28 protein-coding genes and 1 riboswitch are annotated in these 25,533 nt (G+C 72.4%); of the genes, 10 read left to right on the top strand and 18 right to left on the bottom strand.

Annotation, left to right across the window (positions count from 1 at the left end; genetic code table 11):
* Nucleotides 1-39 precede the first annotated feature (39 nt).
* The 10 genes from ABH941_RS30995 to ybaK form a co-directional block, all read right to left on the bottom strand.
* Complete coding sequence (locus ABH941_RS30995; RefSeq protein ID WP_370132888.1) at nt 40-513, bottom strand: PH domain-containing protein; 474 nt, start codon at nt 511-513, stop codon at nt 40-42.
* A gap of 36 nt (nt 514-549) precedes the next feature.
* Nucleotides 550-1,398: an ATP phosphoribosyltransferase gene (hisG, locus tag ABH941_RS30990; RefSeq protein WP_370132887.1), complete on the bottom strand. Its 849-nt coding sequence runs from the start codon at nt 1,396-1,398 to the stop codon at nt 550-552.
* Nucleotides 1,399-1,518: 120 nt separating this feature from the next.
* On the bottom strand, nt 1,519-1,788 hold the full coding sequence (locus tag ABH941_RS30985) for a phosphoribosyl-ATP diphosphatase (RefSeq protein ID WP_370132886.1): 270 nt from the start codon (nt 1,786-1,788) through the stop codon (nt 1,519-1,521).
* A gap of 75 nt (nt 1,789-1,863) precedes the next feature.
* Complete coding sequence (ribH, locus tag ABH941_RS30980) at nt 1,864-2,349, bottom strand: 6,7-dimethyl-8-ribityllumazine synthase (protein WP_133997068.1); 486 nt, start codon at nt 2,347-2,349, stop codon at nt 1,864-1,866.
* Between the two features lie 46 nt (nt 2,350-2,395).
* Entirely contained in the window at nt 2,396-3,688 is a 1,293-nt protein-coding gene (locus ABH941_RS30975) for a bifunctional 3,4-dihydroxy-2-butanone-4-phosphate synthase/GTP cyclohydrolase II (protein ID WP_370132885.1), read from the bottom strand.
* The gene (locus ABH941_RS30970; RefSeq protein WP_370132991.1) at nt 3,685-4,266 is read right to left on the bottom strand and encodes a nicotinamide riboside transporter PnuC; all 582 of its coding nucleotides are present in this window, start codon (nt 4,264-4,266) and stop codon (nt 3,685-3,687) included. The genes ABH941_RS30975 and ABH941_RS30970 overlap by 4 nt, the downstream gene beginning before the upstream one ends.
* A 68-nt stretch (nt 4,267-4,334) precedes the next feature.
* The gene (locus ABH941_RS30965) at nt 4,335-5,003 is read right to left on the bottom strand and encodes a riboflavin synthase (RefSeq protein ID WP_370132884.1); all 669 of its coding nucleotides are present in this window, start codon (nt 5,001-5,003) and stop codon (nt 4,335-4,337) included.
* A gap of 251 nt (nt 5,004-5,254) precedes the next feature.
* Nucleotides 5,255-5,385: riboswitch (FMN riboswitch) on the bottom strand.
* 123 nt (nt 5,386-5,508) lie between these two features.
* Nucleotides 5,509-6,180 (bottom strand): response regulator, encoded by a 672-nt coding sequence (locus ABH941_RS30960; protein ID WP_370132883.1) that lies wholly within the window; start codon nt 6,178-6,180, stop codon nt 5,509-5,511.
* Complete coding sequence (locus ABH941_RS30955) at nt 6,177-7,448, bottom strand: sensor histidine kinase (RefSeq protein WP_370132882.1); 1,272 nt, start codon at nt 7,446-7,448, stop codon at nt 6,177-6,179. The genes ABH941_RS30960 and ABH941_RS30955 overlap by 4 nt, the downstream gene beginning before the upstream one ends.
* Nucleotides 7,449-7,590: 142 nt before the next feature.
* The gene (ybaK, locus tag ABH941_RS30950) at nt 7,591-8,097 is read right to left on the bottom strand and encodes a Cys-tRNA(Pro) deacylase (protein WP_370132881.1); all 507 of its coding nucleotides are present in this window, start codon (nt 8,095-8,097) and stop codon (nt 7,591-7,593) included.
* A gap of 60 nt (nt 8,098-8,157) precedes the next feature.
* Here ybaK and ABH941_RS30945 point away from each other — a divergent pair, with 60 nt between their 5' ends.
* Together ABH941_RS30945 and ABH941_RS30940 are read left to right on the top strand one after the other, a co-directional pair.
* Nucleotides 8,158-8,625, top strand: coding sequence for a PPOX class F420-dependent oxidoreductase (locus tag ABH941_RS30945; protein ID WP_370132880.1), 468 nt, complete (start codon nt 8,158-8,160; stop codon nt 8,623-8,625).
* 36 nt (nt 8,626-8,661) lie between these two features.
* Complete coding sequence (locus tag ABH941_RS30940; RefSeq protein ID WP_370132879.1) at nt 8,662-9,768, top strand: serine hydrolase domain-containing protein; 1,107 nt, start codon at nt 8,662-8,664, stop codon at nt 9,766-9,768.
* Here the strand turns inward: ABH941_RS30940 and ABH941_RS30935 are convergent.
* The 3 genes from ABH941_RS30935 to ABH941_RS30925 all read right to left on the bottom strand — a co-directional run bounded on the left by ABH941_RS30935 (nt 9,746) and on the right by ABH941_RS30925 (nt 12,854).
* Nucleotides 9,746-10,591, bottom strand: coding sequence for a class I SAM-dependent methyltransferase (locus tag ABH941_RS30935; protein ID WP_370132878.1), 846 nt, complete (start codon nt 10,589-10,591; stop codon nt 9,746-9,748). The genes ABH941_RS30940 and ABH941_RS30935 overlap by 23 nt on opposite strands.
* 381 nt (nt 10,592-10,972) lie before the next feature.
* Complete coding sequence (locus ABH941_RS30930) at nt 10,973-11,851, bottom strand: oxidoreductase (protein WP_370132877.1); 879 nt, start codon at nt 11,849-11,851, stop codon at nt 10,973-10,975.
* 166 nt (nt 11,852-12,017) lie between these two features.
* Nucleotides 12,018-12,854 carry an SAM-dependent methyltransferase gene (locus ABH941_RS30925; protein ID WP_370132876.1) on the bottom strand — a complete coding sequence of 279 codons (837 nt, stop codon included), beginning with the start codon at nt 12,852-12,854 and terminating at the stop codon, nt 12,018-12,020.
* 131 nt (nt 12,855-12,985) lie between these two features.
* Between ABH941_RS30925 and ABH941_RS30920 the strand changes: the two genes are divergently transcribed.
* Together ABH941_RS30920 and ABH941_RS30915 are read left to right on the top strand one after the other, a co-directional pair.
* Complete coding sequence (locus ABH941_RS30920; protein ID WP_370132875.1) at nt 12,986-13,849, top strand: RimK family alpha-L-glutamate ligase; 864 nt, start codon at nt 12,986-12,988, stop codon at nt 13,847-13,849.
* 142 nt (nt 13,850-13,991) lie between these two features.
* Nucleotides 13,992-15,329, top strand: a complete 1,338-nt coding sequence (locus ABH941_RS30915; protein ID WP_370132874.1) for a glycoside hydrolase family 3 N-terminal domain-containing protein — start codon at nt 13,992-13,994, stop codon at nt 15,327-15,329.
* Nucleotides 15,330-15,389: 60 nt separating this feature from the next.
* On the opposite strand, the gene ABH941_RS30910 is transcribed toward ABH941_RS30915, so the two are convergent.
* Nucleotides 15,390-17,738: an MMPL family transporter gene (locus ABH941_RS30910; RefSeq protein WP_370132873.1), complete on the bottom strand. Its 2,349-nt coding sequence runs from the start codon at nt 17,736-17,738 to the stop codon at nt 15,390-15,392.
* A 97-nt stretch (nt 17,739-17,835) separates the two neighbouring features.
* On the opposite strand from ABH941_RS30910, the gene ABH941_RS30905 reads away from it, so the two are divergent.
* Entirely contained in the window at nt 17,836-18,630 is a 795-nt protein-coding gene (locus tag ABH941_RS30905) for a WHG domain-containing protein (protein ID WP_370132872.1), read from the top strand.
* Between the two features lie 18 nt (nt 18,631-18,648).
* On the opposite strand, the gene ABH941_RS30900 is transcribed toward ABH941_RS30905, so the two are convergent.
* Entirely contained in the window at nt 18,649-19,026 is a 378-nt protein-coding gene (locus tag ABH941_RS30900; protein WP_370132990.1) for a RidA family protein, read from the bottom strand.
* 158 nt (nt 19,027-19,184) lie between these two features.
* Here ABH941_RS30900 and ABH941_RS30895 point away from each other — a divergent pair, with 158 nt between their 5' ends.
* Together ABH941_RS30895 and ABH941_RS30890 are read left to right on the top strand one after the other, a co-directional pair.
* A complete protein-coding gene (locus tag ABH941_RS30895; RefSeq protein ID WP_370132871.1) occupies nt 19,185-19,715 on the top strand; it encodes an RNA polymerase sigma factor in 531 nt (176 codons plus the stop codon).
* On the top strand, nt 19,712-20,392 hold the full coding sequence (locus tag ABH941_RS30890; RefSeq protein WP_370132870.1) for a hypothetical protein: 681 nt from the start codon (nt 19,712-19,714) through the stop codon (nt 20,390-20,392). The genes ABH941_RS30895 and ABH941_RS30890 overlap by 4 nt, the downstream gene beginning before the upstream one ends.
* A gap of 18 nt (nt 20,393-20,410) precedes the next feature.
* On the opposite strand, the gene ABH941_RS30885 is transcribed toward ABH941_RS30890, so the two are convergent.
* Nucleotides 20,411-21,145 carry a class I SAM-dependent methyltransferase gene (locus tag ABH941_RS30885; RefSeq protein ID WP_370132869.1) on the bottom strand — a complete coding sequence of 245 codons (735 nt, stop codon included), beginning with the start codon at nt 21,143-21,145 and terminating at the stop codon, nt 20,411-20,413.
* Nucleotides 21,146-21,200: 55 nt separating this feature from the next.
* Here ABH941_RS30885 and ABH941_RS30880 point away from each other — a divergent pair, with 55 nt between their 5' ends.
* Nucleotides 21,201-21,860, top strand: a complete 660-nt coding sequence (locus tag ABH941_RS30880; RefSeq protein WP_370132868.1) for an MOSC domain-containing protein — start codon at nt 21,201-21,203, stop codon at nt 21,858-21,860.
* A gap of 12 nt (nt 21,861-21,872) precedes the next feature.
* On the opposite strand, the gene ABH941_RS30875 is transcribed toward ABH941_RS30880, so the two are convergent.
* A complete protein-coding gene (locus tag ABH941_RS30875) occupies nt 21,873-22,283 on the bottom strand; it encodes a MarR family winged helix-turn-helix transcriptional regulator (protein ID WP_134005391.1) in 411 nt (136 codons plus the stop codon).
* Between the two features lie 156 nt (nt 22,284-22,439).
* Entirely contained in the window at nt 22,440-23,309 is an 870-nt protein-coding gene (locus ABH941_RS30870) for a nitroreductase/quinone reductase family protein (protein WP_370132867.1), read from the bottom strand.
* Nucleotides 23,310-23,437: 128 nt separating this feature from the next.
* On the opposite strand from ABH941_RS30870, the gene ABH941_RS30865 reads away from it, so the two are divergent.
* The gene (locus ABH941_RS30865) at nt 23,438-23,893 is read left to right on the top strand and encodes an Rrf2 family transcriptional regulator (RefSeq protein ID WP_133997147.1); all 456 of its coding nucleotides are present in this window, start codon (nt 23,438-23,440) and stop codon (nt 23,891-23,893) included.
* 217 nt (nt 23,894-24,110) lie between these two features.
* Nucleotides 24,111-24,929, top strand: a complete 819-nt coding sequence (locus ABH941_RS30860) for a class I SAM-dependent methyltransferase (protein ID WP_370132866.1) — start codon at nt 24,111-24,113, stop codon at nt 24,927-24,929.
* Nucleotides 24,930-25,533 lie beyond the last annotated feature (604 nt).

Below are 25,533 nucleotides of genomic sequence, written 5' to 3'. Positions count from 1 at the left end.
GTTGGTTCCGTCAAGGATGCCCGATCGGGCGGCGCTCACCTATTCGACGCGGCGTGCGGTGCCGTAGAGGTCGACGCAGGCCCGCAGTTCCCTGGCCGCCTGCACGGCCTGGCGCAGACCGGAGCCCGGCTGGATCGCCACCACCGCCAGGGTGCTGCCGTCGGAGAGGTCGAGCAGCACCCAGGGGTCGCCGCGCCGCAGGTTGACGCCCAGGATCTCGGCCCAGTCGAGCCGGCGGCGGCGGATGAAGTTCACCACGGTGAGCCCCTGCGCGTCCGCCCGCGCCGCCGGACGCGCCAGCACCGTCAGCACCAGCGCGAACAGCAGTCCGCACACCGCGATCCCGACCCGGTCGTGGCGGTGCCAGTCGTCCGGGCCGAGCGCGGCGATGCCGCAGAAGAAGCCCAGGCTCAGCACCGCCAGCCCCAGCAGCACCACGCGGGTCAGCACCGGCCGCCAGACCGTGGGCAGTCGGGGCGGGACGGTGACCGTACGGCTGGGGTGGGCGGTCATACGGGACCCCCTGGGTGCGGCTGGGCGGGACGGGCCCTAGAGCCGGCAGGCGTGGATGTTGGTGACCAGGATGGCGCGGGCGCCGATGGCCCACAGGTCGTCCATGATCCGCTGAGCCTCCTTGCGGAGCACCATCGCCCGCACGGCGACCCAGCCCTCGCTGTGCAGCGGCGAGACCGTGGGCGACTCCAGGCCGGGGGTGAGCGCGACCGCTTCCGCGACGCGCTCGGCACGGATGTCGTAGTCCATCATCACGTACCGACGGGCCACCAGCACACCCTGCAGACGCCGCAGGAACTGCTCGGCCTGCGGGTCCTCGCCCGCGTCGGTGGGCCGGATCACCACCGCGTCGGAGACCAGGATCGGCTCGCCGAACACCTCCATCCCGGCATTGCGCAGGCTGGTGCCGGTCTCCACCACGTCGGCGATCACATCGGCGACGCCGAGCTGCACCGCGGTCTCCACCGCGCCGTCCAGCTTGGTGAGGGCGCCGGGGGTGACGCCGTTGTCGGCGAGGTGCTGGGCGACCAGGCCGGTGTAGGAGGTCGCGATCCGACGGCCCTCCAGGTCCTTGACGCCGGTGGCCACCCCGGCCGGGCCCGCGAAGCGGAAGGTGGATCCGGCGAAGCCCAGCGCCAGCACCTCCTCGGCGTCGGCGCCGGAGTCCAGCAGCAGGTCGCGGCCGGTGATGCCGATGTCGAGCCGGCCCGAGCCGACGTAGATGGCGATGTCGCGGGGGCGCAGGAAGAAGAACTCGACCTGGTTCTCCGGGTCGACGAGGACGAGCTCCTTGGAGTCCTTGCGCTGCCGGTAGCCCGCCTCATGCAGCATCGCGGACGCCGGCTCGGAGAGGGACCCCTTGTTGGGAACGGCGATACGCAGCATGGGAACGGTGCCTTTCGGGGGAGCGGACTGACGAATGGATGACGCACGGATTCGGACATGAAAGAAGCGGGGCACCGGATGTGCTCGGTGCCCCGCTCCCGTACTGCTCAAGGGCGGGGGTTACAGATGGGCGTAGACGTCCTGCAGGGTGAGGCCGCGGGCGACCATCATCACCTGGAGGTGGTAGAGCAGCTGGGAGATCTCCTCAGCGGTCCGCTCGTCGGACTCGTGCTCGGCCGCCATCCACACCTCGGCGGCCTCTTCGACCACCTTCTTGCCGATCGCGTGCACGCCCAGGCCGACCAGCTCCGCGGTACGCGAGCCCGGCTCGCCGGATACGGCCTTCTGCTGGAGCTCGACGAACAGCTCCTCGAATGTCTTCTGCGCCATGATGGCTCCCACCCTACGGGGTCGGCCGACCCGTCCGCGTCACCGTCCAGGGAACGGACGGCCAACCCCGGGTGATCAGTGCTTGACGGCAGCGATCTGGCGCAGCAGCACCGCCGTGGACAGCGCCGCGCTGGTGGCCTCGAAGCCCTTGTCCTCCTTGGACCCCGGCAGCCCGGCGCGGTCCACCGCCTGCTGCTCGTCGTCACAGGTCAGCAGGCCGAAGCCGATGGGGACGCCGGTGTCGACGGAGACCTGAGTGAGCCCCATGGTCGCCGCTTCGCACACATAGTCGAAGTGGGGGGTACCGCCCCTGATGACGACGCCGAGGGCGACCACGGCGTTGAAGCCGCGCGCTGCCAGTCCCCTGGCCACCACCGGCAGCTCGAAGCTGCCGGGGACCCGGAACAGCTCCGGCTCCTCGACGCCGTACTCCTTCAGGGCCCGCTGCGCGCCGTCGATCAGGCCGTCCATGACCTTCTCGTGCCACAGCGACGCGATCACCGCGACCCGCAGGCCCCGGCAGTCCTGCACGCTCAGTACGGGTGCGCCCTCGCCGCTCATCTTCCTCGTTCCCCTCTGTGGCTCTGTGGTGGTGTGATGGATCCGGTTACGCGAGCCAGGGCAGCTCGTGCCCCATCCGGTCGCGCTTGGTGGTCAGGTAGCGAAGGTTGTGCTCACCGGCCTGGACCGCGACGGACTCGCGGCCGCTGACGCTCAGTCCGAAGCCCTCCAGGGCGGTGTGCTTCTCCGGGTTGTTGGTGAGCAGCCGCAGCGAGCGCACCCCCAGGTCCTCCAGCATCCGCGCGGCCGCCGCGTAGTCGCGGGCGTCCGCGGGCAGGCCGAGGTCGAGGTTGGCGTCGACGGTGTCCCGGCCGGCCTCCTGGAGCTGGTAGGCGCGCAGCTTGGGCAGCAGCCCGATGCCGCGGCCCTCGTGGCCGCGCAGATAGATCAGCACCCCGCGGCCCTCGGCGCTTATCCGGTCCAGGGCGGCGTTCAACTGGGGGCCGCAGTCGCAGCGCTGCGAGCCGAAGACGTCCCCGGTCAGGCACTCGGAGTGGACCCGGACCAGCACGTCCTCCCCGTCGATCAGCCGTCCGTCGGCGCCCAGGCCGCCGGCGACCAGGGCGATGTGCTCGATGCCGTCGGGCTCGCTGCGGTAGCCGAGGGCGGTGAAGGCGCCGTGGACGGTGGGCAGGGCGGTGACCGAGTCCCGGGTGACCATGCCTTCAATCATTCGAGCCTCGGTCCGGCGCCGGTACGCGATCAGGTCCTCGATCGAGATGATCGCCAGGCCGTGGCGGCGGGCGAAGGCGACCAGCTCGGGCAGCCGGGCCATGGTGCCGTCGTCGTTGACCACCTCGGCGATGCCGCCGGCCGGCGGCAGCCCGGCGAGCCGGGCCAGGTCGACGGCGGCCTCGGTGTGGCCGGGGCGCTCCAGCACCCCGCCGTCCTTGGCGCGCAGCGGGAAGACATGGCCGGGGCGGGTCAGGTCGCCCGGCCCGGTGCCGGCACTGGCGAGCAGCCGCACCGTCCGGGCCCGGTCGGCGGCGGAGATGCCGGTGCTGACGCCGTCGCGGGCGTCCACCGAGACGGCATAGGCGGTGCCCTTGCGGTCCTCGTTGACGGCGGTCATCGGCGGCAGGTGCAGCCGGTCCAGCTCGTCCCCGGTCATCGGCACGCACACCACGCCGGAGCTGTAGCGGACGGTGAAGGCCATCACCTCGGGGGTGGCGGCGCTGGCCGCGAAGACGATGTCGCCCTCGTTCTCGCGGTCCTCGTCGTCGACGACCACGACCGGCCGGCCGGCCGCGATCTCCTTGATGGCGAACTCGACCGAGTCCAGCGTGAGGTCTTCGTACAGCTCTCCGTGATGGAGCGTCAGTTCCGTGGTGCCACTCATGCCGTTGCCCCTTCCAGGACCCGAGTTCCCGGCTGCGGAATACGGGTGCGCAGCCACCAGGACCGCATCCCGGCGATCACCAGGACGAAGTAGACGATGTAGATGAGGCCGGAGAAGGCCAGCCCGCTGTTGAACGCCAGCGGCACGCCGACCAGGTCGACGGCGAGCCAGGCGAACCAGAACTCCACCCAGCCCCGGCCCTGGGCGACCATCGCCGCCAGGGTGCCGGTGAAGAGGTAGGCGTCCTGCCAGGGGGCCCAGGACAGGTTGTAGGCCTGGAACAGCAGGGCGACGCCGACAGTGCCGACGGCGGTGCCGGCCACCAGCCAGGCCCGCTCGGACCAGGTCGCGAAGCGGATCACCAGATCACCGTGGTCCCGGCGGCCGCGCTGCCACTGCATCCAGCCCCAGAGCGACACCACGATGACCACCAGCTGCTTGCCGACGCCGCCGCTGAGATGCGCCGAGGCATAGGCCGCGACCAGGACCAGGCCGGACAGCAGCTGCACCGGCCAGCTCAGCACCGAGCGGCGCCAGCCCAGCGCCAGCGCGCCCAGGCCCAGCAGATTGCCGATCATGTCGGACCACTTGATGTGCTCACCGAGCACAGTGAACGCCTGGCTGTTGAGGTCGCCTATCAGGTTGCTCACGAGGGGTCCCCCTGAACAGCGATGTCCTGGGCGACGACGCGGTCGCCGAGCAGCCGCTCGACGTACTTGGCGAGGACGTCCACCTCAAGGTTGACGGTGTCGCCGATCTGCTTGGCGCCCAGCGTGGTGTGGGTGAGGGTGGCCGGGATCAGGCTCACCGTGAAGCTGTCGGCGGCGGCCTCGACCACGGTCAGGCTGACGCCGTCCACGGTGATCGAGCCCTTGTCGACCAGGTAGCGCGAGAGCGCGGCAGGAAGGCTGAAGCGCAGCACCTCCCACTGCGGGCCGCCGTCCGCGCCGAGTTCGCCGGGGCTGCGGGAGAGCAGCACCGCGGTGCCGTCCACATGCCCCTGGACCAGGTGCCCGCCCAGTCGGGCGCCGAGCGCCATGGCGCGCTCCAGGTTGACCCGCGAGCCGGGCGCCAGCGCCCCGAGGCTGGACCGGTGCAGCGTCTCGGCCATCACATCGGCGCTGAACTCACCTGGTACGGAAGCAAGTTGGTCGTCGGTGTCGAGGACGGTGAGGCAGACGCCGTTGACGGCGATGGACTGGCCCTCGCGGGCGTCCTGGGTGGTCACCGGACCGCGCAGGCGAATGCGCGAGGAGTCCCCCAGGTCCTCGACTGAGAGGACCTCACCCAGCTCTTCGATGATTCCCGTGAACATTTCAGCTCTCCTCGACACGGACCGGCAGGCGCAGCGCGCGGACGTCCACGGAGAACAGCTGATCGACAGCTTCTGTTCCAACAAAAAATGTGCCCACCGGTTCCTCCTCGCGCTGTCTGGCGCGGGCTCCGGGGGCACTGAGGGAGAGAATGCGGGCGAAATCCGACGGGCAACGGCGGCGCGGGAGGCAGCGGAGGCGCCGGATGATCTCCGACGGCCGACACTGGTGCGCAGCACGAGCCCGACGCCCGCAGCGCACTGCCTCCCATCCGGACTTTCACCGTCGGTCCAGGAGTTTCACCTGGTCAACCGACCGCTGGAAGCGGCCGGGTCGCGGACTGTAACCGCCGGTTCGGAATTACACCGACCCCGGAGTGCGCAAACGTCGTAACTTGTGCCCTCAGTCTGCCACGGTCCGACTACGTTTTGGCAAGACCGCTCACTCCGCGGACCTGTGGCCTCGGTCACCCGCGCCGGGCGTTTCGGTTGCCGAAACGCGGGAGGGTCAGGCCTCGCCGGGGCGGACCAGGCCCGACTCGTAGGCGAGGACCACGAGTTGGGCCCGGTCACGGGCGCCCAGTTTCAGCAGCGCCCGGCTGACGTGGGTCTTCACGGTGAGCGGGCTGACCGCCAGTTCCTCGGCGATGTCGTCGTTGGAGCCGCCGCGGGCGACCATGGCGACGATCTCGCGCTCCCGGTCGGTGAGTGCCGACAGGGTGGCCGGGCTGGGGGTGGGCCTGCGGTCGGGCTGCTCCAGGAATCGGGCGATCAGGCCCTGGGTGGCCACCGGGGAGAGCAGCGCCTCGCCCCTGGCCACCACCCGGATCGCGTCCAGCAGGTCCTCGGGTTCGGTGCCCTTGCCCAGAAAGCCGCTGGCCCCGGCCCGCAGCGCCTGGAAGACGTACTCGTTGACCTCGAAGGTGGTCAGCACCAGCACCCGGACACCGGCCAGGTCCTCGTCGGCGGTGATGGCCCGGGTGGCGGCCAGGCCGTCCATGTCGGGCATCCGGATGTCCATGAGCACCACGTCGGCACGGGCCTCACGGGCCAGGGCGACCGCCTGCCGCCCGGTCGCGGCCTCGGCCACGACCTCCAGGTCGGGGGCCGAGTCGACCAGGACCTTGAGACCGGCCCTGACCAGGATCTGGTCGTCCGCGAGCAGTACCTTGATCGTCATTGCGCTCCATGGCCGGCGGTGCTGGGCAGTGTGGCGCTCCCGTTCGCGGCGCCGTTCGCCGTCCCCGCCCTGCGTCCGACCGCCCCACGCGGCAGCGGCAGGTCGACGCTCACCCGGAAGCCGCCGTCGGGGCCCGGGCCGGCCAGGAAGCTGCCGCCGACCGAGGCGGCCCGCTCGCGCATGCCGATCAGGCCGTGGCCGGTGCCGGGGCCCGGGTCGTCCGGCCCCGGCCCGTCGTCCTCGACCTCGATGTGCAGCAGGTCCCGGCGGTAGGCGAGGCGCAGCCGGGCCGCCGAGGTGCCGGCGTGCTTGCGGACATTGGTCAGCGACTCCTGGACCACCCGGTAGGCGGTGAGGTCCACGGTGGCCGGCAGGCTCCTGGGCTGGCCCTCGTCCAGCCGGCTGACCCGGAGGCCGGCCCGGTCGAAGCTCTCCAGCAGCTCCGGCAGCCGGTCCAGCCCCGGCGTCGGCTCGTGCGGCGCGTCCACGGCCTCGTCGCCCTGGCGCAGCACCGAGACGGTGGCGCTCAGCTCGGCCAAGGCGGACCGCCCGGCGTCCCGGACGTGGGCCAGCGCCTCGCGGGCCTGGTCGGGGCTGCTGGTCAGCAGGTGGGAGGCGACCCCGGCCTGGACGTTGATCAGGGCGATGTGGTGCCCGACGATGTCGTGCAGTTCCCGGGCGATCCGCATCCGCTCCTCGGCGACCCTGCGGCGGGCCTCCTCCTCGCGGGTGTGCTCGGCCCTGCGGGCGCGCTCCTCTATCGCGGCCACGAACGCCCTGCGGTTGCGGACCGCCTCGCCGACGGCGATGGCCAGCGCGGTCCAGACGAAGGCTATGGCGTTGACCGGCTGGTCCCAGGCCTCCACCGAGAGCCGCATGCTGGTGCCGCCCAGGCAGAGCACGGTGACCGCGCCGATGCTCAGCGCCAGTCTGCGCTCCACCGCGGAGGAGACGGTGTAGACGGCGAGGAACGAGCCCAGCAGGATCGGGCCGCGAACCGGTCCGACGATCATGAAGCCCAGGGTTCCCAGCGCGCAGACGGCCAGAACGGCCACCGGGTAGCGGCGGCGCCAGGCCAGCGGCGCGAAGACCGGTATCCCGGCGATGGCCAGCACCGCGGAGGGGTCCAGGTCGGACCATTCCTCGGGATGGTGGTTGGAGACCGGCCACAGCATGGTGATCACATACAGCACGACCGCCAGCACCCCGTCGGCCCAGTACGGGTGCCTGCGCACGAAGGCGCGACAGCGTCGGAAGGTGGTGTGCATGCACTCACCGTAGCCGGGTGAGCGGCGGCGGGAGTACTCCGATCTTCCGGGGAGCGACCCGCCGTACCCCCACGGAACCCGCTGATGGCCGGCGTCGGGCCAAGGGACCCTGCTCGGCGAATCGAAAAACACGCGGGTTGCCTCATCCCTCCCGGCGGCGGGCGATCGGGGCCGCGGCCGCCGAGGTGAGCGCCACCAGGTCGGCCGGCGCGAGCTCCACCTCCAGGCCGCGGCGCCCGGCCGAGACATAGACGCTGTCGAACGCCAGCGCGCTGTCGTCCACCACCGTGCGCAGCCGGCGGCGCTGGCCCAGCGGCGAGATCCCGCCGAGGACGTAGCCGGTGGCCCGCTCGGCGGCGACCGGGTCGGCCATCGCGGCGTGCTTGCCGCCGACGGCGGCGGCCAACGCCTTGAGGTCGAGCTTGGCGGCGACCGGGACCACGCCGACCGTCAGCACCCCGTCCACCTCGGCGAGCAGCGTCTTGAAGACCTGGTCCTGGCCGGCCCCCATCGCCTCGGCGGCCTCCTCGCCGTAGGAGGCGGCGGCCGGGTCGTGCTCGTAGGCGTGGACGGTGAAGGGCACCCCCGCCGCTTCCAGTGCCACCGTCGCCGGGGTGCCCTGCCCGCCGCGTTTCGCCTTCTTCGCCATTGCCCACCGCTCCCCTGACGATCTTTCCGCTGTCCTCGGGACGACCCTAGACTGCGGAGCATGAGCCGACGAATCGCCACCAACACCGCGGTCGACCGCGAGGCCCTGCTCGACTTCCTGCGGCCGCGCCACCGCGGCCTGCTGATCACCACCCGCGCCGACGGGGGCCCGCAGGCCTCCCCGGTGTCGTGCGGGGTGGACCAGCAGGGCCGGATCGTGGTCTCCACATATCCGCAGCGTGCCAAGGCAAGGAACGCCCGGCGCGACCCCAGGGTCTCGATCGTGGTGCTGTCCGAGGACTTCGACGGCCCCTGGGTCCAGGTCGACGGCCGGGCCGAGGTGATCGACGCGACCGAGGACGTGGAGCCGCTGGTGGAGTACTACCGCTGCATCGCGGGTGAGCACCCGGACTGGGACGAGTACCGCGAGGCCATGCTGAAGCAGGGCAAGGCCCTGGTCCGGATCACCCCGGAGCGCTGGAGCCCGGTGGCGACCGGCGGCTTCCCGGCGGAGCTCGCCGAGGGCTGAGCCACCGCACCGCTGAGCCGCCGCTAGGCTGGGGCCGTGTTCGACTGGACGGAGCGCGAGCCGCAGGAACTGGCCGTGGCGCCGGACCGTCTCGCCGCGGCGCTGCAGCTGGTGCGGGCGCGCGGGGGGACCGCGCAGCTGGTGGTGCTGAAGGACGGCGCGGTGCTGCTGGACCGCACCTTCGACTGCGCCCCCGACGACCTGTTCTGGACCTTCTCCGCAGGCAAGCCGTTCATCGCCCTGCTGGTCCATCTGCTGGCGCAGCGCGGCGAACTGTCCCTGGACGACCCGGTGGCCCGCAGCTGGCCGGGCTTCGCCGCCCGGGGCAAGGGCGGGGTGACCGTACGTCAGGTGCTGCAGCACCGCTCGGGGCTGTCCTCGGCCCGCGGCATGCTGGGCGACGCCCTGGTGATGGCGGACTGGGACCGCTCGCTGCGCGCCCTGGAACGGGCCCGGCTGCGCAGGCCGCCGGGGACCGCGCCGGCCTACCAGGCCATCGCCTACGGTTTCATCCTGGGCGAGGTGGTCCGCCGGGTGAGCGGGACACCGCCGGAGCAGCTGCTGCGCCGGGAGTTCCTGGACCCGCTCGGCCTCGACGACCTGCACCTGGGGCTGCCGGACGAGCTGTGGCACCGTCATGTACCGCTGCGCGGCGGCGGTCCCCGCGGGCGAGCCACCCGGGCGATCGTCAACCGCAGGGCGACCCGCCGTGCGGTGATCCCGGCCGCCGGGGTCTCCGCGACCGCTCGCGACCTGGCGCGGTTCTACCAGACCCTGCTGGACGGGGGCGTGGGCGGAGCCGGCGCTGTGCGCGTCCTGGAGCAGGCCACTGTCCTGGAGGCCAGGCGCCGCTCGACCGCCGAGGGCGAGATCGACCTGCGGATCAAGCGCCCGGTGCGCTGGGCCCAGGGCTTCCAGCTCGGCGGCCTCAGCACGCATCCAACCGGCCGACCGGTGATGGGACGGCTGAGCGCGCCCGAGGCCTTCGGCCACAACGGCAGCAGCTGCTGCATCGGCTGGGCCGATCCGACCCGCGGCCTGGTCTTCACCTACCTCACCGACGCGCTCCCCCGTGGCCGCGAGGGCGCCCACCACTTCAGCGCCGTCGCCGACGCCCTGCTCACAGCCTGCGACGCGGGCTGACCCCCGATCCGTCCCCAAAGGTGCTGGTGCGGGCAGCGGTGTAGACGATCGTCAGACGCGGGTCGTCGACCTGCCCGCCCTGACTGTCGACGATCGCAGCGAGCCGGGTCAGGAACTGCTCGCGGTCGGCCGGAGCGAGTTCGGCGATGTTCGGGAACGTCGACCAGAGGTCGCGCGCGGTCTGCGCGGTCAGGGTCTGGCTCCATTCGACGACCTCGACGGCGACGTCGTCGAACCAGCCCCCCGCGGTCAGCTGCCGCCGCCACCGGTCGGTGTCCAGCGCGTACGAGCGGCTGTCCCGGTAGCCGGGTTCGGTCGGCAGCAGGTCGTGGTAGACGGCGTCGAGCCGGTCGCGGAACGCCGTCGGCCGGTTGGTGTCGCCGAAATCGGTCCACCAGGCGGCCAGCCATCCACCCGGCCGGACCAGTTCGCCGATCTTCCTGGTCGAGCTGACCGGGTCCAGCCAGTGCAGCGCCGTCGCCGCCACCGCCAGGTCGAACCCGCCCGCGAGGTCAGCGGTCTCGAAGTCGGCGACCGTGACCTCCAGCCGGTCGGATGCGTGGGTGGCGGCCAGAATCGCCGCCAGGTTCTCGCCCGGTTCGACCGCGACCACGTGTGCCCCGGCGGCCAGCAGCGGCCCGGTCGCCAACCCCGTACCCGCGCCGATGTCCAGAACCCGCGCCCCCGGCCGCAGCCCGCAGCGGTCGGCCAGTAGCTCGAACACCGCATCCGGATACGGCGGCCGACCTCGCCGGTAGCTGCCCGCCGCGGCATTGAACGACATCCGGCGCCCGGGAGGCGCCGCCTCAGGTGTGGTCGACACCGCGTCAGTCTGCCACCACGGCCAGCACGCAGCACTTGGGCGCCACCGGAAGGCCCGGACACGCCGGTAGGGCCGGACCCCCACCCGGGGCCGACCCTACCGGTCTGCGCTGGGGCTCCCCCACCCGGGAGCCGCACAGGGCCACCGCAGTCGGGCGCCGTCCGAACCCCCCGAAAGAGGGGTGGAACAGGACCCGGCAGCTGCGGTTCAGTGGCGACTTACAGGAGTTCGGGAGCCGCTCCTAGCTCCTGCGCCTGCCGCCGAGAACTACTCTGCACTGCGCCCGTTACGGGAAAGCTGCCAAAACATGTCGTACGCCTACCGGATCGGGATGTACGCATGGCGGACAGGTTTCGCCTGCTCCAACGGGGTGAGTCGGACTCAGCCGGGGAAGGTCACACCGGTCAGCTTCTCGGAGAGGTCCCAGAGCCTGCGGGCGACCTCCGGGTCGCGTCCGGCCGCGACGGGCTCCTCCTCGCGCGGGCGCTCGCCGCTGCGGCCGCCCGGTCCGACGTAGCTGCCGCCGGGCAGGTCCTGGGTGGCGGCGTAGAGCGTGGGCAGCGCGCCGTACTCCGGTTTCCGCTGGCCGGCGAGACGGGTGCCCAGGCCGACGATGCCCGACCGCAGCCGTCCCATGGACCGGGTCAGCCCGGTGGCGGCGACGCCGGGGTGCGCGCTCAGGGCCCGCACCTCGCTGCCGGCGGCCTCCAGCCGGCGCTGGAGCTCCAGGGTGAACAGCAGATTGGCGAGCTTGGACTGGCTGTACGCCTGCCAGGGCCGGTAGCTGCGGCGCTCCCAGTTGAGGTCGTCCAGGTCGATCCGCCCCCTCCGGGCCAGTCCCGAGGAGACCGTGACGACCCGTCCGCCGATGTGCGGCAGCAGCAGATTGGTCAGCGCGAAGTGGCCCAGATGATTGGTGCCGATCTGCAGTTCGAAGCCGTCGACGGTACGGCCCTGCGGGACGGCCATGATCCCGGCGTTGTTGACCAGCAGGTCCAGCGGTTCGGTCCAGGCTCCGGCGAAGGCGCGGACCGAGGCCAGATCGCCCAGGTCCAGGGCGCGGACCTCGGTCTCGCCGTCGATCCGGTCCGCGACCGCCCGGCCCTTCGCCGGGTCGCGCACCGCCAGCACGACCCGGGCCCCGGCCCCGGCCAGAGCCCGGGCGGTGTCCGCGCCGAGCCCGCTGGAGGCCCCGGTGACCACGGCCGTTCGGCCGTAGAGGTCGGGAAGTCGGGCTGGGGTCCAGGTCTCGGTGGCCATGGTCGGGGCTCCTTCACGAGGCGGGTCTGCCGGGAGCGGTACGGGGCGAGGCGGAGGTGCGACCGCCTCCGTCCCCACTATCACTCACTATCGGCAGGTATCGGCCTCAGCGGGAGGGGGCGCGGACCCTCGTCCAGGCGCTTACAGCCGCTGAAGGGCCCGTTCGTCAGAGCCGGGCCATGCCCGTGTAGATCCCCAGCCGCTCGTCCCCCGCGGCCGGCGGGGTGTCCGGGCGCCAGTGCGGGGCGATGACCAGGCCGGGGTCGAGCAGGGTGAGGCCGTCGAAGAAGCGGGCGATGTCGTCCCTGGTCCGCAGGTGGATGCCGGAGGCGGCGGGGTCGTAGCTGCGTTCGGCGAGCTCGGCCTGTTCCGGGGTGACCAGGTCGCCGCTGCCGTGGCTGAGCACCAGCAGGCTGCCGCTGGGCAGCGCGGCCAGCAGCCGTTTGACGATGCCGTACGGGTCCTCGTCGTCGCTGATGAAGTGCAGGATCGCGACCAGCATCAGGGCGACCGGTCGGGTGAGGTCCAGCAGGTCGCACACGCCCGGGGCGGCCAGCAGCGCCTCCGTCTCGCGCAGGTCGGCCCGGGTGACGCTGGTCGCGCCGTGGCCGGGTCCGCTCATCAGCGCGCGGGCGTGGGCCAGCACGATGGGGTCGTTGTCGACATAGGCGACCCGCGCGGACGGCTCGACGGACTGGGCGATCTGATGCGTGTTGCCGGCCGTCGGGATGCCGGTGCCGATGTCCAGGAACTGGCGCACCCCGAGGGCGGCCGCGGCGCGCACCGCCCGGCCCAGGAAGGCCCGGTTGGCCTTGGCCCCGGCGACCGCGCCCGGGACGACTGCGCTCAGCCGCTCGGCGACCAGACGATCCGCGGCGAAGTTGTCCTTGCCGCCGATCAGCGCGTTGTAGATCCGGGCAGGATGGGCTGTCTCGGGGTGCAGTTCGTCCGAGGGGGCAGGCTCTCCGGCCCCCGCCGTCATCCAGCTTGTGTCCTCGGCCACTGGGCACCCCCACACCGTTTCGTGGCTACTCGAAGTCAGCGTACGTCCTGACACCACTGGACGAGGTGACATTGCGTCAATTGAAGGAACATCTCAGGTCGGGTCGATAGATCGTTCCTTAGGATGAACACATGGCTGATATCGCACTGCTCACAGGTCGGACCATGCCCCGCGAGGTGCCGGAGAACGGCCTGCTGGTCGCCGAGCTGGGCCGACTCGGCGTCACCGTGGAGATCCACCCCTGGGACGAACCCCTGGACTGGGCCGGATTCGGACTCGCCGTGGTGCGGACGACCTGGGACTACTGGTCCCGCAGCGAGGAGTTCGCCGCCTGGGCCGAGCGGACGGCGAGGCTGACGACGCTGCGCAACCCGGTCGAGGTGCTGCTCTGGAACAGTCACAAGGGCTACCTCGTCGAGCTGGCGGCAGCCGGCGTGCCGGTGGTGCCGACCCGGCTGGTGCCGCGGGGCGCCTCCGACGCGGAGCGGGGCCGGGTGCTCCTCGCGTTCGGGGACGACGAGGTGGTGCTCAAGCCGGCCGTGTCGGCGGGCGCGCGCGGCGCCCTGCGCTCCCTCGCCGCCGACGACGTCTCCGCTGCCCACCTGGCCGAGCTCACCGGAGTCGGCGACGCCCTGGTGCAGCCGTTCGCCGAGTCCGTGCTCGCCCGCGGGGAGACCTCGCTGGTGTTCTTCGACGGCGCGTTCAGCCATGCCGTGCGCAAGATCCCCGCGGCCGGCGAGTACCGCATCCACCTGCACCACGGCGGATCGGTGCAGCAGTACGCCCCCGACGCCGCCGAACTGGCCGTCGCCGCGGCCGCCCTCGCCGCGGCCCCGGCGGCGACCAGCTACGCCCGGGTCGACCTGGTCCAGCTGCCGGGCGGTCCGGCGGTGATGGAGCTGGAGCTGATCGAGCCCGAGCTTTTCCTTCCCACCGCCCCGGCCGCCGCCGGCCGCTACGCCCGGGTCCTGGCCGACCTGCTCGACGCGCGCTGATCAGGGAGCGCAGCCCCGGGGGCGCTGAGCGGGGGGCTCGACCGTCCCGTCGCGCGCCCCCGGCGTGCCGAGCGCCCCCGTCCCACCGCCCGCCCCTGACGTGTCGGGCGTCACAGTCCGCCGTCCGGGCTACCGTGGAAGGATGCCGCAAAGCACCACATCCACCCGTATGTCCGCCTTCGCCCCCCGTCTCCGCCCGGCCGTGGTCCGGGCGGTGGTCCGGGGCGGGGCGGTCACGGCCAGTGCCGCGCTGGTCCTGACCGGCTGCGGCGCGGGCGGCGGTGCGAAGCAGCACATCAGCGCGGACTCCCGGGCGTCCGCCTCGGCGACCGGAGCGCCGAACCGGACGGGGAGCCCGTCCTCGTCCCAGCCGGCGCCCCAGCCCCGGTCCGGGCCGTCCAGGCCCACCGGGTCGTCTCCGGCGGCCCCCGCTGCCACCGCCCCGGCCGCGTGCACCACTGCCGCACGGCTCGCCGGCTGGTCCGACCAGCGGCTGGCCATGCTGACGATCGCCGTGCCGGTGTCCGAGAACGCCGTCGGCACCGTCGCCCCCGAGGTGGCCGCGGGTGCCGGCGGCGTCCTGCTGTTCGGCTCCTCGGCCCCGCCCCGGCTGGGCGCCGACCTCACCGCGCTGAAGACGCACGTCCCCGGCCGCCTCGGGCTGCTGGTGATGACCGACGAGGAGGGCGGCGCCGTCCAGCGGATGGACAACCTGGTCGGCTCGCTGCCCTGGCCGGGCTGGATGGGAGCGCACTGGACACCTGACCGGATCCGCCAGGCGGCCGCCCAGGTCGGCGCGAGGATGGCCGCCGCCCAGGTGAACATGGACCTCGCCCCGGTGGCCGACGTCGACGGCAAGCAGGTCGTGCCCGGCTCCGGGGACCCGGACGGCCTGCGCTCCTTCAGCGGGGACCCCGCAGTGGCGGCCCGGGACACCGTCGCCTTCATGCAGGGCCTGCGCTCCGCCGGAGTCATCCCCGTCCTCAAGCACTTCCCCGGCCTCGGCGGCTCCACGGTCAACTCCGACTTCGCCCCGGCGCACACCGTGCCCTGGACCGCCGAGGTCGGCAGCGGCCTGACCCCGTTCAGCGCCGCGATCGCCGCGGGCGCCCCCGCCGTGATGATGTCCAACGACAGCGTCCCCGGCCTCACCACGCTCCCGGCCGGCCTCTCCCCCACCCTGGTCGGCACCGAACTGCGCGGACGGCTCGGCTTCCACGGACTGGTCCTCACCGACTCGCTGAGCGCGGGCGCCGTCTCCGGGGCCGGCTACAGCGTGCCGCAGGCGGCCGTACAGGCACTGCGGGCCGGAGCGGACATGGTGATGTCCGACCTCGGACCGAGGGTCCAGGCGCAGACTTCGGCCATCGCCGCGGCGGAGGTGGCCGCGGTCGCGAGCGGACACCTGCCGCGCAGCCGCCTGCTCGATGCTGCGGCAGCGGTCCTGGCGTCCCGTCAGGTCGACCTGTGCCGGGCCTGATGCCGACCCGCTGAGGCCGACCGGCTGACGCCGACCGTGATGCGGGACTTCGGGCGCCGGCTACGCGACCGGTGTCTGAGCGTCGAGCCGCTTGACGTCGTCGGAGCTCGGCGAATCGTCGGGGCCGTCCGCCGCCGCCTCCGACAGCCCGATCCGGCTGTGCAGCCGCCGCAGCGGCCCCGGCGCGTACCAGGCCGTGTCGCCGAGCAGCCGCAGCACGGCCGGGACGAGGACGCCGCGGACCAGTACCGCGTCCAGCAGGATGGCCAGACCGGTGCCGATGCCGAACATCTGCAGGAAGCTGATGCTGCTCGTCCCGAAGGCGAAGAAGCTGACGGCGAGCAGCCCCGCCGCCGTGGAGACGATCCGTCCGGTGCGGGACAGGCCCTCGGTGACGGCTTCGCCGGGGCCGGCGCCGGCGTCGTGCATCTCCTTGATCCGGCTGGTGACGAAGACCTCGTAGTCCATGGACAGCCCGAAGGCGACGCAGAACATCAGCACCGTCATCGAGGTGTCCATCGGCTGGGCGGTGAAGCCGAGCAGGCCGGCCAGGTGGCCGTCCTGGAAGATCCAGACCATCGCGCCGAGGGCCGCGCTGAGGCTGATGGCGTTGAGCAGCAGGGCGCGCAGCGGCTGCAGCACGCTGCCGGTGAACAGGAAGAGCAGCAGGAAGGTGGTGGCCGCGACCAGTCCGACGGCGTAGGGGAGGCGGCTGCCGATGGTGTGCTTGGCGTCGACCAGGACGGCCGCGTCGCCGCCGACGTAGGCACGGACCCCGGCCTTCGGCGCCGGGACCGCCCGTACCGCATCGACCAGGTTCTGGGCGGCGGACGAGTGCGGGTCGTCGGCGGTCGCGAGGGTGAGCCGCTGCGCGGTGGGCGTGCCGTAGCCCGCCGGGGCCGCCCTGCCGGGGACGGGTGCGCCGTCGTGGAAGGTCCCGGCGCTGGAGGTGACGCTGCCGACGCCGGGCAGACGGGACAGCGTGCGGGCGTAGGCGTCGAGGTGGGCGGCGTCGACGGGACCGTCGGTGACGACCTGGAGCGCGGTGGTGTCATTGCCCGGGAAGTGCGCCGCGAGCGCGTCCGCGACCTGTCGGCTGGGCGCGCTGGTGGGGAGAACCCGCTGGTCAGGGGTGCCGAATCCGACTCCGAGCAGCGGCGCGGCACCGAGCAGCAGCACCGCGAGCACCGGCAGCGCCCACCGGGCCGGCCTGCGCATCACTGCGGCGGCCAGCCGCCCCCAGCGCGGTGAGGCCGCGCCCGGAGTGCTGCGCGGCCAGGGCAGCCGCCCGGCGTTGACGCGCGGGCCGAGCACCGCGAGCAGCGCCGGCACGACGGTCAGGGCGGCGAGCGCCGCGATGGCGACCACGCCGATGCCGGCGTAGGCGAAGGAGCGCAGGAAGAACGGCGGGAAGAGCAGCAGCGCGGCGAGCGCGGTGGCGACCGTCGCGGCGGAGAAGAGGATAGTGCGCCCGGCGGTACGGACCGTGGCGACCAGCGCCTCGGGCGTCTCCCGGCCCGCGGCGAGTTCCTCCCGGAAGCGGCTGACCAGGAGCAGCGCGTAGTCGATGCCCAGGCCGAGGCCGAGGGCCGTGGTGAGGTTGATGGCGAAGACGGAGACGCTGGTCACGCTGCCGAGCAGGTCAAGTTCGGCGAAGGTGCCGAGGATCGCGATCACGCCGATGACCAGCGGGAGCAGCGCAGCCACCAGGCTGCCGAAGGCCAGCACCAGCAACAGCAGCGTCACCGGGACGGCGATGCCCTCGGCGAGCGCGAGGTCCTTGGTGACCTGGCCGGAGACGTCGTTGTTGACGCCCCGGTGGCCGCCGGCCTGGACGGTGAGGCCGTCGTGGTCGCCGGTGTAGCGGGTGATCAGGGCCTTGGCGGTCTTGGACGCCTGCTGTTCGGTGCCGTCGACGTGGGCGACGATCAGCGCCTCGGCGCCGTCGTCGCCGCGGAGAGCCGAGGTCGCGGCGGTGGCGGTGGCGGTGGCGGCACTGGAGTCCCAGTAGGACGCGAGATGGGTCAGCCCGGGTTCGGCCCGGAGGCGTGCGGTGAGCGCGCGGCCGGCCGCGGCGTCGGCGGGCGTGTCGATGCTGCCGCCGCCGCTGGCACGGACCAGCAGCACCAGGTCGGTCGCGCCGCCGAAGCGGGAGTCCAGCAGCTGGGCGGCCCGGCTGGAGGGCGAAGCGGGATCGTCGAACCCGCCGTTCTGCAGCTTGCCGAAGGCCCCGACCCCGAGCGCCGCGGCGGCGACCAGGGCGACGACGGCGAGCACCAGCAGCAGGCGGGCGCGCCGGTGTGCGAGCCGCGCGAGCCGGGCGAGCGGACCGCCCGGTCGTGGCGGGCGGGAGGGCGTGGGCCCTTCATCATGCTCTGCATGGTCCGGTTGGGCTGACGGTCCGTTCATGGGATACCCCACCCTGGGATCGCGCGGTCGGCTGTGCGCCGATGGTCAATGTTTACGGCGTGAACATCCTAACGCGCGGGATGCTTACGCTGTCAACATGCGGCACCATGGTCGAGTGCGGCACGAACGGACGACCTCGGAGCGGACTCCCCCACGCGGTGGCTACCACCACGGCGATCTGCGCAACGCGCTGTCCGCCGCCGCGGCCGAACTCGCCAGGGAGGGCGGCCCCGAAGCCGTCGTGCTGCGCGAGGCCGCGCGCCGCGTCGGGGTCTCCCCCACGGCCGCCTACCGGCACTTCGAGAACCACGCCGACCTGCTCACCGCGGTCAAGCACGAGGCCCTGGCCGACCTCGCCGACGCACTCGCCGCAGCGGTCGCCGAGGCCGACCGGACCGCACCGAGCCCACCGACCGCCCCCGGTTCCGCCGGCTCACCCGCCGCGGGCTCACCCGCCGCCGTCCGCGCGGAGCAGCAGCGGGCCCGGGCGCGACTGAGCGCGATCGGCCACGGCTACGTCGACTTCGCCCTCGCCGCCCCCGGGCTGTTCCGGACCGCCTTCTGCCGCTCCGAGATCACCGCTCACGCGATGGCCGAGCCCGGCACCGATTCCGCCACCGATTCCGCCACCGAGCCGTTCGACCTCGGCACCCAGCGCGCCTACCGGACGCTCGTGGACGTCCTGGACTCCATGCTCGCCGCCGGCCTGATCACCCCGGCCCGCCGCCCCGGCGCCGAGACCACCGCCTGGGCCGTCGTCCACGGCCTGGCCACCCTCCTCCTGGACGGCCCGATCCGCGGCCTCCCCGACCAGGACCGGCGCCAGATGGTCGACGTCGCCGTGGCAACCCTCGCCGACGGCCTGACCGCAGGGAGCGTCACCGACGCCTGACAGCTTCCTGACGCTCCCTCAGGAAGCTGCGGGAGCCCCAGAAATGACCGCGAGGGCGTCGATCTCCGCCCGGAACGCCGGATGCACCAGGCCTGCGACCTGGACCAGGGAGCTTGCGGGCAGGCGCTGCGGGTCGAGGAACTCGTCCCGGGCCTGGCGGAAGGCCGGCAGGTCGGCCATGTCGGTGAGGAACACCGTGAGCTTGACGACATCTTCCAGCTCGGCGCCCGCCGCGCGGAGCGCCACCCGCAGATTGCGGAACACCTGCCGGACCTGGGCCGCGACGTCACCCTCCCCAACCACCCGTCCCTCCTCGTCCAACGGCACCTGACCCGAGACGGCGACCACCGTCCCCGCCGCCGCAACCGCGTGGCTGTAACCGTTCACCGGAGGCATCCCCTCGGGACGCGTGAAGTGCTGCACTGGTCCTCTCCTCCCTCTCGCCCCGCTCGATCCGACTGATCCGACCGATCCGACCGGCTACGGGAGCGATCATGCCAGAGCGATCTCGTCCGCCAGGTAAGCGAAGAGCGACCCCCAAGCGTGTAGCGGGCGTGAAGCAGTCGGAGTTCAGCGAGTTCTACGAATCCAGTCGGGACGTGTGCCTGAGGGCGGTTCTGGCCGGCGTGGGTGACCGGCAACTGGCGGAGGATCTGGTCGCCGAGGCGTTCACCCGGGCCTGGATCTCCTGGCACGTGGTGCGCAAGCATCCCGCGCCACGCGCATGGGTCGTCCGGACCGCCTTCAACACCAGGGTCTCCTGGTGGCGCAGGCGGCGCCGGGACGTCGCCTGGGACGGCGCCGACGACGTCGCGAACGCCGTCGGCGCAACGGGCTCAACAGCCGCCGTCGACGAACCCGGCCTGGACCCGGTCCTGCTCGCCGCGCTGCGCGCACTCCCGCAGCGGCAGCGGGAGGTGATCGCGTTCCGGGTCTTCCTGGATCTCGACACCCGAGCCACCGCCCAGGCCCTCGGCATCGCCCCGGGGACCGTCACCGCCCACCTGGCACGCGCCGTCGCAACGCTGCGCGGCCTTTTCGTCAGCGCAGACACCATCACAGACAATCCGGAGGTCGCACCATGAACGAGGAAACCACCGGGACCACGGAGGTCCTGGACACCCTGAAGGCATCGCTGGCCGAGGTCACCATGCGCGCCCCGGTCGAACAGATCGTGGCCGCGGGCCGCGCGCGCGGGCGCCGTCGGCGCCTGGCCAAGGTCTCGGTGGCCGCAACGGCAGCCGTGGGGCTGGCGCTCGGCGTGACCACCTACGGCAACCCTTCGACCGCGCCGCCCGCGGCCGGAGGCAGCAGCTCCGCAGCCGGCGCCGTGCACATCCACACGGCCGCGTACACCGTGGACACCAACGCGGACGGCACGGTCCACGTGACCTGGGACAAGGCCAAGTACTTCGAGGACCGCACCGGCCTGCAGGCGGCGCTGACCAGGGCCGGCTTCCCGGTGCTCATCAGGACCGGGGAGTTCTGCCACGGCTCGGGCGATACCGGGACGCTGGACCCGAGCGGCGCGGGGCCCGGGGTGGACCGGGTCATGAAGGGCGAGTCGCAGAGCGGCGGCAAGGTCGAGTTCGTCTTCACCCCCTCGGCCATGCCCAAGGGCGAGCAGCTGTTCATCGGCTACCTGACCCCGGCTCAACTGGCCGTCACCCACGGGCGCCCCGGCTCGGTCGAACGCCTGGTGCCGACCGGAGTACCGCTGGTCTGCACCACCCAGGCGCCGCCCGCGAACACCGGCCGCTAGCTTCGAATAAGGTCGGCTTCAGACCCGGCGTGCGATGGTGACGATCTCGCGGCTGGTTTCGGTGATCGGGCCGCCGTGCCAGTCGCCGTACTGGGACTCGATCGCGAAACCGGCCCCGTCCAGGAAGTCGCCGAGCGTCGGCACGTCCAGGAAGCGCAGGCTGGCGCGATCGACGCGCAGGACGGTGCCGTCCGCCGGGTCGCTGGTGGTCTCGGTGAAGGTCACCACGTCGCCCACGACCGACTCGACGTGGTGCGACGAGCGCAGAGCGCGGCCGGCCGGGTCCGTGAAGTCCTCGGCGTTGGAGGCGTTCCAGTCCTCCCAGGCGCGGGCCTGCGGATGGCGCGTCTCGAAGGCGAACCGCCCGCCGTCACGCAGGGCGGTCCGGACAGCCGCGAGCGAGGCGCGCAACTCGTCGTCGCCGATCAGGCACTGGAAGGCGTGGCTGACCATGGTCGCCAGGTCGAATTCACCGACCCAGCCGATGTCGGCAGCCGTGCCGAGCACCCACTCGACGTCGGTGCGTCTGCGGGCCCGGTCCAGCGCCGCCCGATCGGGGTCGATCCCGACGAGCCGGCCACTGTGCCCGGACTCGCGGGCCTGGCGCAGCATGTTGCCCGTACCGCAGCCGACGTCCAGGACGGCGTCCGCGCCGCGGACCAGCTCGTCGTAGAAGGCGTCGCTGGGAAAGCGGATGGGATCCCAGGGACTGAGCAGGTCGTAGTGGGCGGCGACATCGGCATCGGAGAGCATCGCGACAGTGTAAATGCATCGACTCGGCGCTGCGGCGGACCGTACCCTCGCGCGTATGGAACTGCTTTCCGTCAATGTCGGTAAGCCTCGGCAGAACCCCTGGAAGGGTCTCGGCACCACCGGCACCACCGGTATCGACAAGCGGCCGGTGGACGGGCCGGTGGCCGTCACCGCCCCGGGGCCGAAGGGCACCGGCGCGGTCGGACTCGCCGGTGACCGCGTCTACGACCTGGACCACCACGGCGGTTCCGACCAGGCCGTCTACGCCTACGCCCGGGAGGACCTCGACGGCTGGGAGGCCGAGCTGGGCCGCCCCCTGCCCGGCGGCTCCTTCGGCGAGAACCTCACCACCCTCGGCGTGGACGTCAACGGCGCGCTGATCGGCGAGCGCTGGCGGATCGGGCCGCAGGTGCTCCTGGAGGTGTCGAGTGCCCGGATCCCGTGCTCGACGTTCCAGGGGTGGCTGCAGCGCGAGGGCTGGATCAAGCGGTTCACCCAGGCCGCGCTCCCCGGCGCGTACCTGCGGGTGATCGAGCCGGGAGAGATCCGCGCCGGGGACCCGGTCGAGATCGTCCACCGCCCGGACCACGACGTGACCGTCGCGGTGCTCTTCCGCGCGGCGACACTGGAACCCGAACTGCTGCCGAAGCTGCTGGTCGTGGACGCGCTGCCGGAGGAGGACCAGGCCTGGGTCCGTCGACGCCTCTCCGCGTAGGGGACGACGCTGTCAGGTGGACTCGCCCTCGTAGGCCTCCATGGTGCGTACGAACACCGCACGCTCAGCCGGGGTCAGCGGATCGAACGCCACCCGCCAGGCCCGGGCGCCGTTGGCGAGCCAGCGCTCGATCGCAGAGCGGGTCTCCGGGTCCTCGGTGAGGGCCACGATGGTCCGCCGCCGGTCCTCCGGATCGTCGCGCCGCTCCAGCACCCCCTGCTGGGAGAGGTCACTGACCATCAGGCTCACCGTGGTGGGCGCGACTTCGAGCCGGGCGGCGAGCTGACTGACAGGCATCGGCCCGTCGAAGAGCAGGTACGAGAGCAGCGACAGGTGCCTGGGCGCCAGCTTCATCGGCTGCAGCCGCTCCGGCAGCGGGATCCGCTTGAGCCGGGCCGCCACCCTCGGCATCAGCAACAGCATCGCCCGAATCGCGTCGTCGGTGCTCAGACCGGGGGTGTTGGGACCCGGGGTGCTGGGACCCGGATCCGACGCGGGTTCGAGGCCGGGCTCCGTCGCCACTCCAGCGGCCCCTTCCCGGCTCAGCGCCCGGTGCGCGTCCTGCCGTGAGCCGCCAGGTTATCCGACGTCACCGTGCAGGGCGGGCAGCAGCTGCTCCTCCTCATAGGCGAAGTGCTGCTCAAGACCGGCGACGACCCGCTCCAGCTCCACGCGAACCGACTCGACCTCGCCCGCGGCCCCGGCCCCGGACAGCAGGTCCTCGAACTCCTTCAGCCCTTGCTCCACGACGACGTGCTCCGCGCGCAGTCGCGTGATCACCGGAGCCAGATGCGGATACACCCGCTCGAACTCAGTGAAGGCGCCGTCCTCGCGGGTGTGGTGCAGCTGCAGTCCGTAGCAGAAGGCCAGGCAGTGGGCGCGCAGCTGCGCGGCCGCCGCAGGCTCCGGCCCTGGTGTCGCTTTCGCTGGGTCAATGGCTGCCCGCAGCCGGGCCAGCTCGGCGCGCAGATCCCGGTGGTGCGCGAGCAACTGCTCCCCGATCAGTCGGTTCCGGGACGGGTCCGCCGACAGGTCGAGGGGATGCAGGGCGATCACGGGGATCTGCCGCGCGGTCTTCTCCTGGTACGCGCGAAAGGCCGGGTCCAGGGAGCACTGCTGCTCCCACAACTGGTCCCGCTCCTCGCCCTCCAGAACGACGGCACGGGTCGAGAACGACTTCACCCGGCCCTCCGCAGTACCGGTCTCCATCGTGACCTGCGCGGTGCCGAGGATGTTGTGGTACCAGTCCGGGTGCTGATCCTTCCCCATGTTCGAACCGAAGACCACGACCCGGTCGCTGTCCCGCAGACAGACGACCGGGGTCGTGTGCGGCCTCCCGGTCCTCGCGCCTGCCGTAGTGATCAGCACCAGCGGGACCCCTTCGAACATGCCGCCCACCCGGCCGTTGTTCTCCCGGAACTCCCGGATGATCTGCTCGTTCCAGCCCATGCCCACGTCGACCCCTTGTCTACGTCCACTATCTTTGCTTTGCAAGCAAATGTATTACAGCATCGACGGACCCGTACGCGCAACGACGGGAACCGTCCCCGGCGGCACCACCGCTGTTAGCATCAAGCGTGCAGATTTCGGCCAAGGCGGACTATGCGGTACGAGCCATGCTCGAGCTGGCCGCGCACGGCCCCGAGGTGGTGAAGGCCAACGTCCTGATCGACCATCAGGGGCTGCCCCGGAAGTTCGTCGAGACCATCCTGGTCGAACTCCGCCACGCCGATCTGGTCTGCAGCCACCGCGGCGCCGAGGGCGGGTACACCCTGGCGAAGCCCGCCACCGAGATCACGCTGGGATCGGTCATCCGCGCGGTCGACGGCCCGCTCGCCGAGGTCCGCGGCCTGCGTCCGCACGAGACCGCCTACGCCGGCGCCGCCGAACACCTCCCCGAGGTCTGGGTCGCCGCCCGCGCCAGCCTGCGCCGCGTCCTCGACGAGACGACCCTCGCCCAGGTCCTCAGCGGCAAGCTCCCGGCCCACGTCCGCAGAATGGCCGCCGCCCCGGACGCCTGGCTCCCTCGCTGAAATCCGCGAAAAAAACTTCGCCCGGCCCGGCCAGGAATGGCCTCCTGGCGGCTCTGAACGGGGGCTTGCGCGATGTCGCACGCACAGCCCGGACACCCGTGGCTGCCACCCCCTCCCCCAGCCGTTCAGCGGGCTCGCACGACCGTCAGCACCCTGCCCTGACCTGGCCTTTCATCGTCATCAGCCCTAGGATCCGACCACCGCCAAAGGGGGCCGGATGGACCGGAACATACGCACGGTCGAAGACGTACTCAGACTCCTGGACGACCTGTTCGCCCCCGAGGCGGACCGCTGGACGCCGGCCCACGGCGGCGCCTGGTGGGACAGCTTCTACGCGGACCGCTCCAGGCCGATCCCGTTCTTCGTCGCCAAGCCGGACGAAAGCCTGGTCTCCTGCCTGGACCGTGGCCTGGTCGCCCCGGCGGGCCGCGCCCTCGACCTGGGGTGCGGCCCGGGCCGGAACGCCCTGTACCTGGCCTCGCGCGGCTTCCGAGTGGATGCCGTCGACCTCTCCCCCGCCGCCATCGCCTGGGCCGAGGAACGGGCCCGCGAGTCCGGGACGGACGCCGACGTCCGGTTCCGCTGCGGCGACGCCTTCGCACTCACCGCCGCCGAACTGACCGGCCCCTACGACCTGATCTGCGACTCGGGCTGCTTCCACCACCTGCCCCCGCACCGCCGGATCAGCTACCTCGACCTCCTCGCCCGCGTCCTCGCCCCGGGCGGCCATCTGGCCCTGACCTGCTTCGCCTCCGGCGCGATGGGCTCCGAACTTCCCGATGCGGACTTCTACCGCGACTCCCGCCTCCACGGCGGCCTCGCCTACACCCCGGAATCCCTGCGCCGAATCTTCTCCGACCTGACGGAGGTGGAACTGCGCCGCATGCACGACGAACCCCCCGAGTCCCCACTCTTCGGCGAACCCTTCCTCTGGACGGCCCTGTTCCGCCGCGCCCCCGAAACCGCGCCGAGCAAATCCGCCGCCGCTGCCCCGGGGCCCGTCGCGCGGCCGAGCCCCCTTCCAGCGGCCGAGTGACCGGTGCGCGATTGCTCCCGCTGACCGTCCGTCTCCTCCGTGGGGCGCGTCGGTCCATGCCAGGCTGGGGTGGCTCGGCTCCGCCTCGCGGCAACCACGAGGAGCGGGGCGGTTGGTGGGGCGTGCGTTGCCGGGTGGCGCGCCGGTGGTGGGCCTGCAGAAACCTTTCTCCATGCCGGATTGCCCGTGCTGGGGGGAGTTACAACCACGCTGGGGTGAATTACACCCATATATGGTTGCTACGCCCCCCAGCGTGGTTGTAACTCCCCCCAGCTAACCCGATTGGGGGACGCACTTGCCCCGCCCCGCGCTCCCGGCGAGCGCTTCGCGCCGGACCTGGGCCGCCCCCGGCCGCTGTCGCGCGGCGGAGCCGCTTCTGTCCGGGCGGAGCCCGGGAGACGGCGCCCAACACGCCCCACCACACGCTGCCGTTGCAGCCGTGGGGCGTCACCACCCACGCACTTCGCGCGACGCTCCGCATCGCCAAGTGTCCGGATGCGCCACCCGCCGGATCCCGTCTCCACTGTTGTCCACGAATCGTGGACATGTTCGCTCCCCTCCTGATGCGCCCGTGGGCGTGATTCCGGGAGTGGGTCCGCCGCCC

It is taken from the genome of Streptacidiphilus sp. EB103A (assembly GCF_041261405.1).
In the GTDB taxonomy this organism is placed as follows: Bacteria; Actinomycetota; Actinomycetes; order Streptomycetales; family Streptomycetaceae; genus Streptacidiphilus.
Note: the sequence above shows the minus strand (reverse complement) of the source record. Positions and strands in the feature narration are given on the sequence as shown.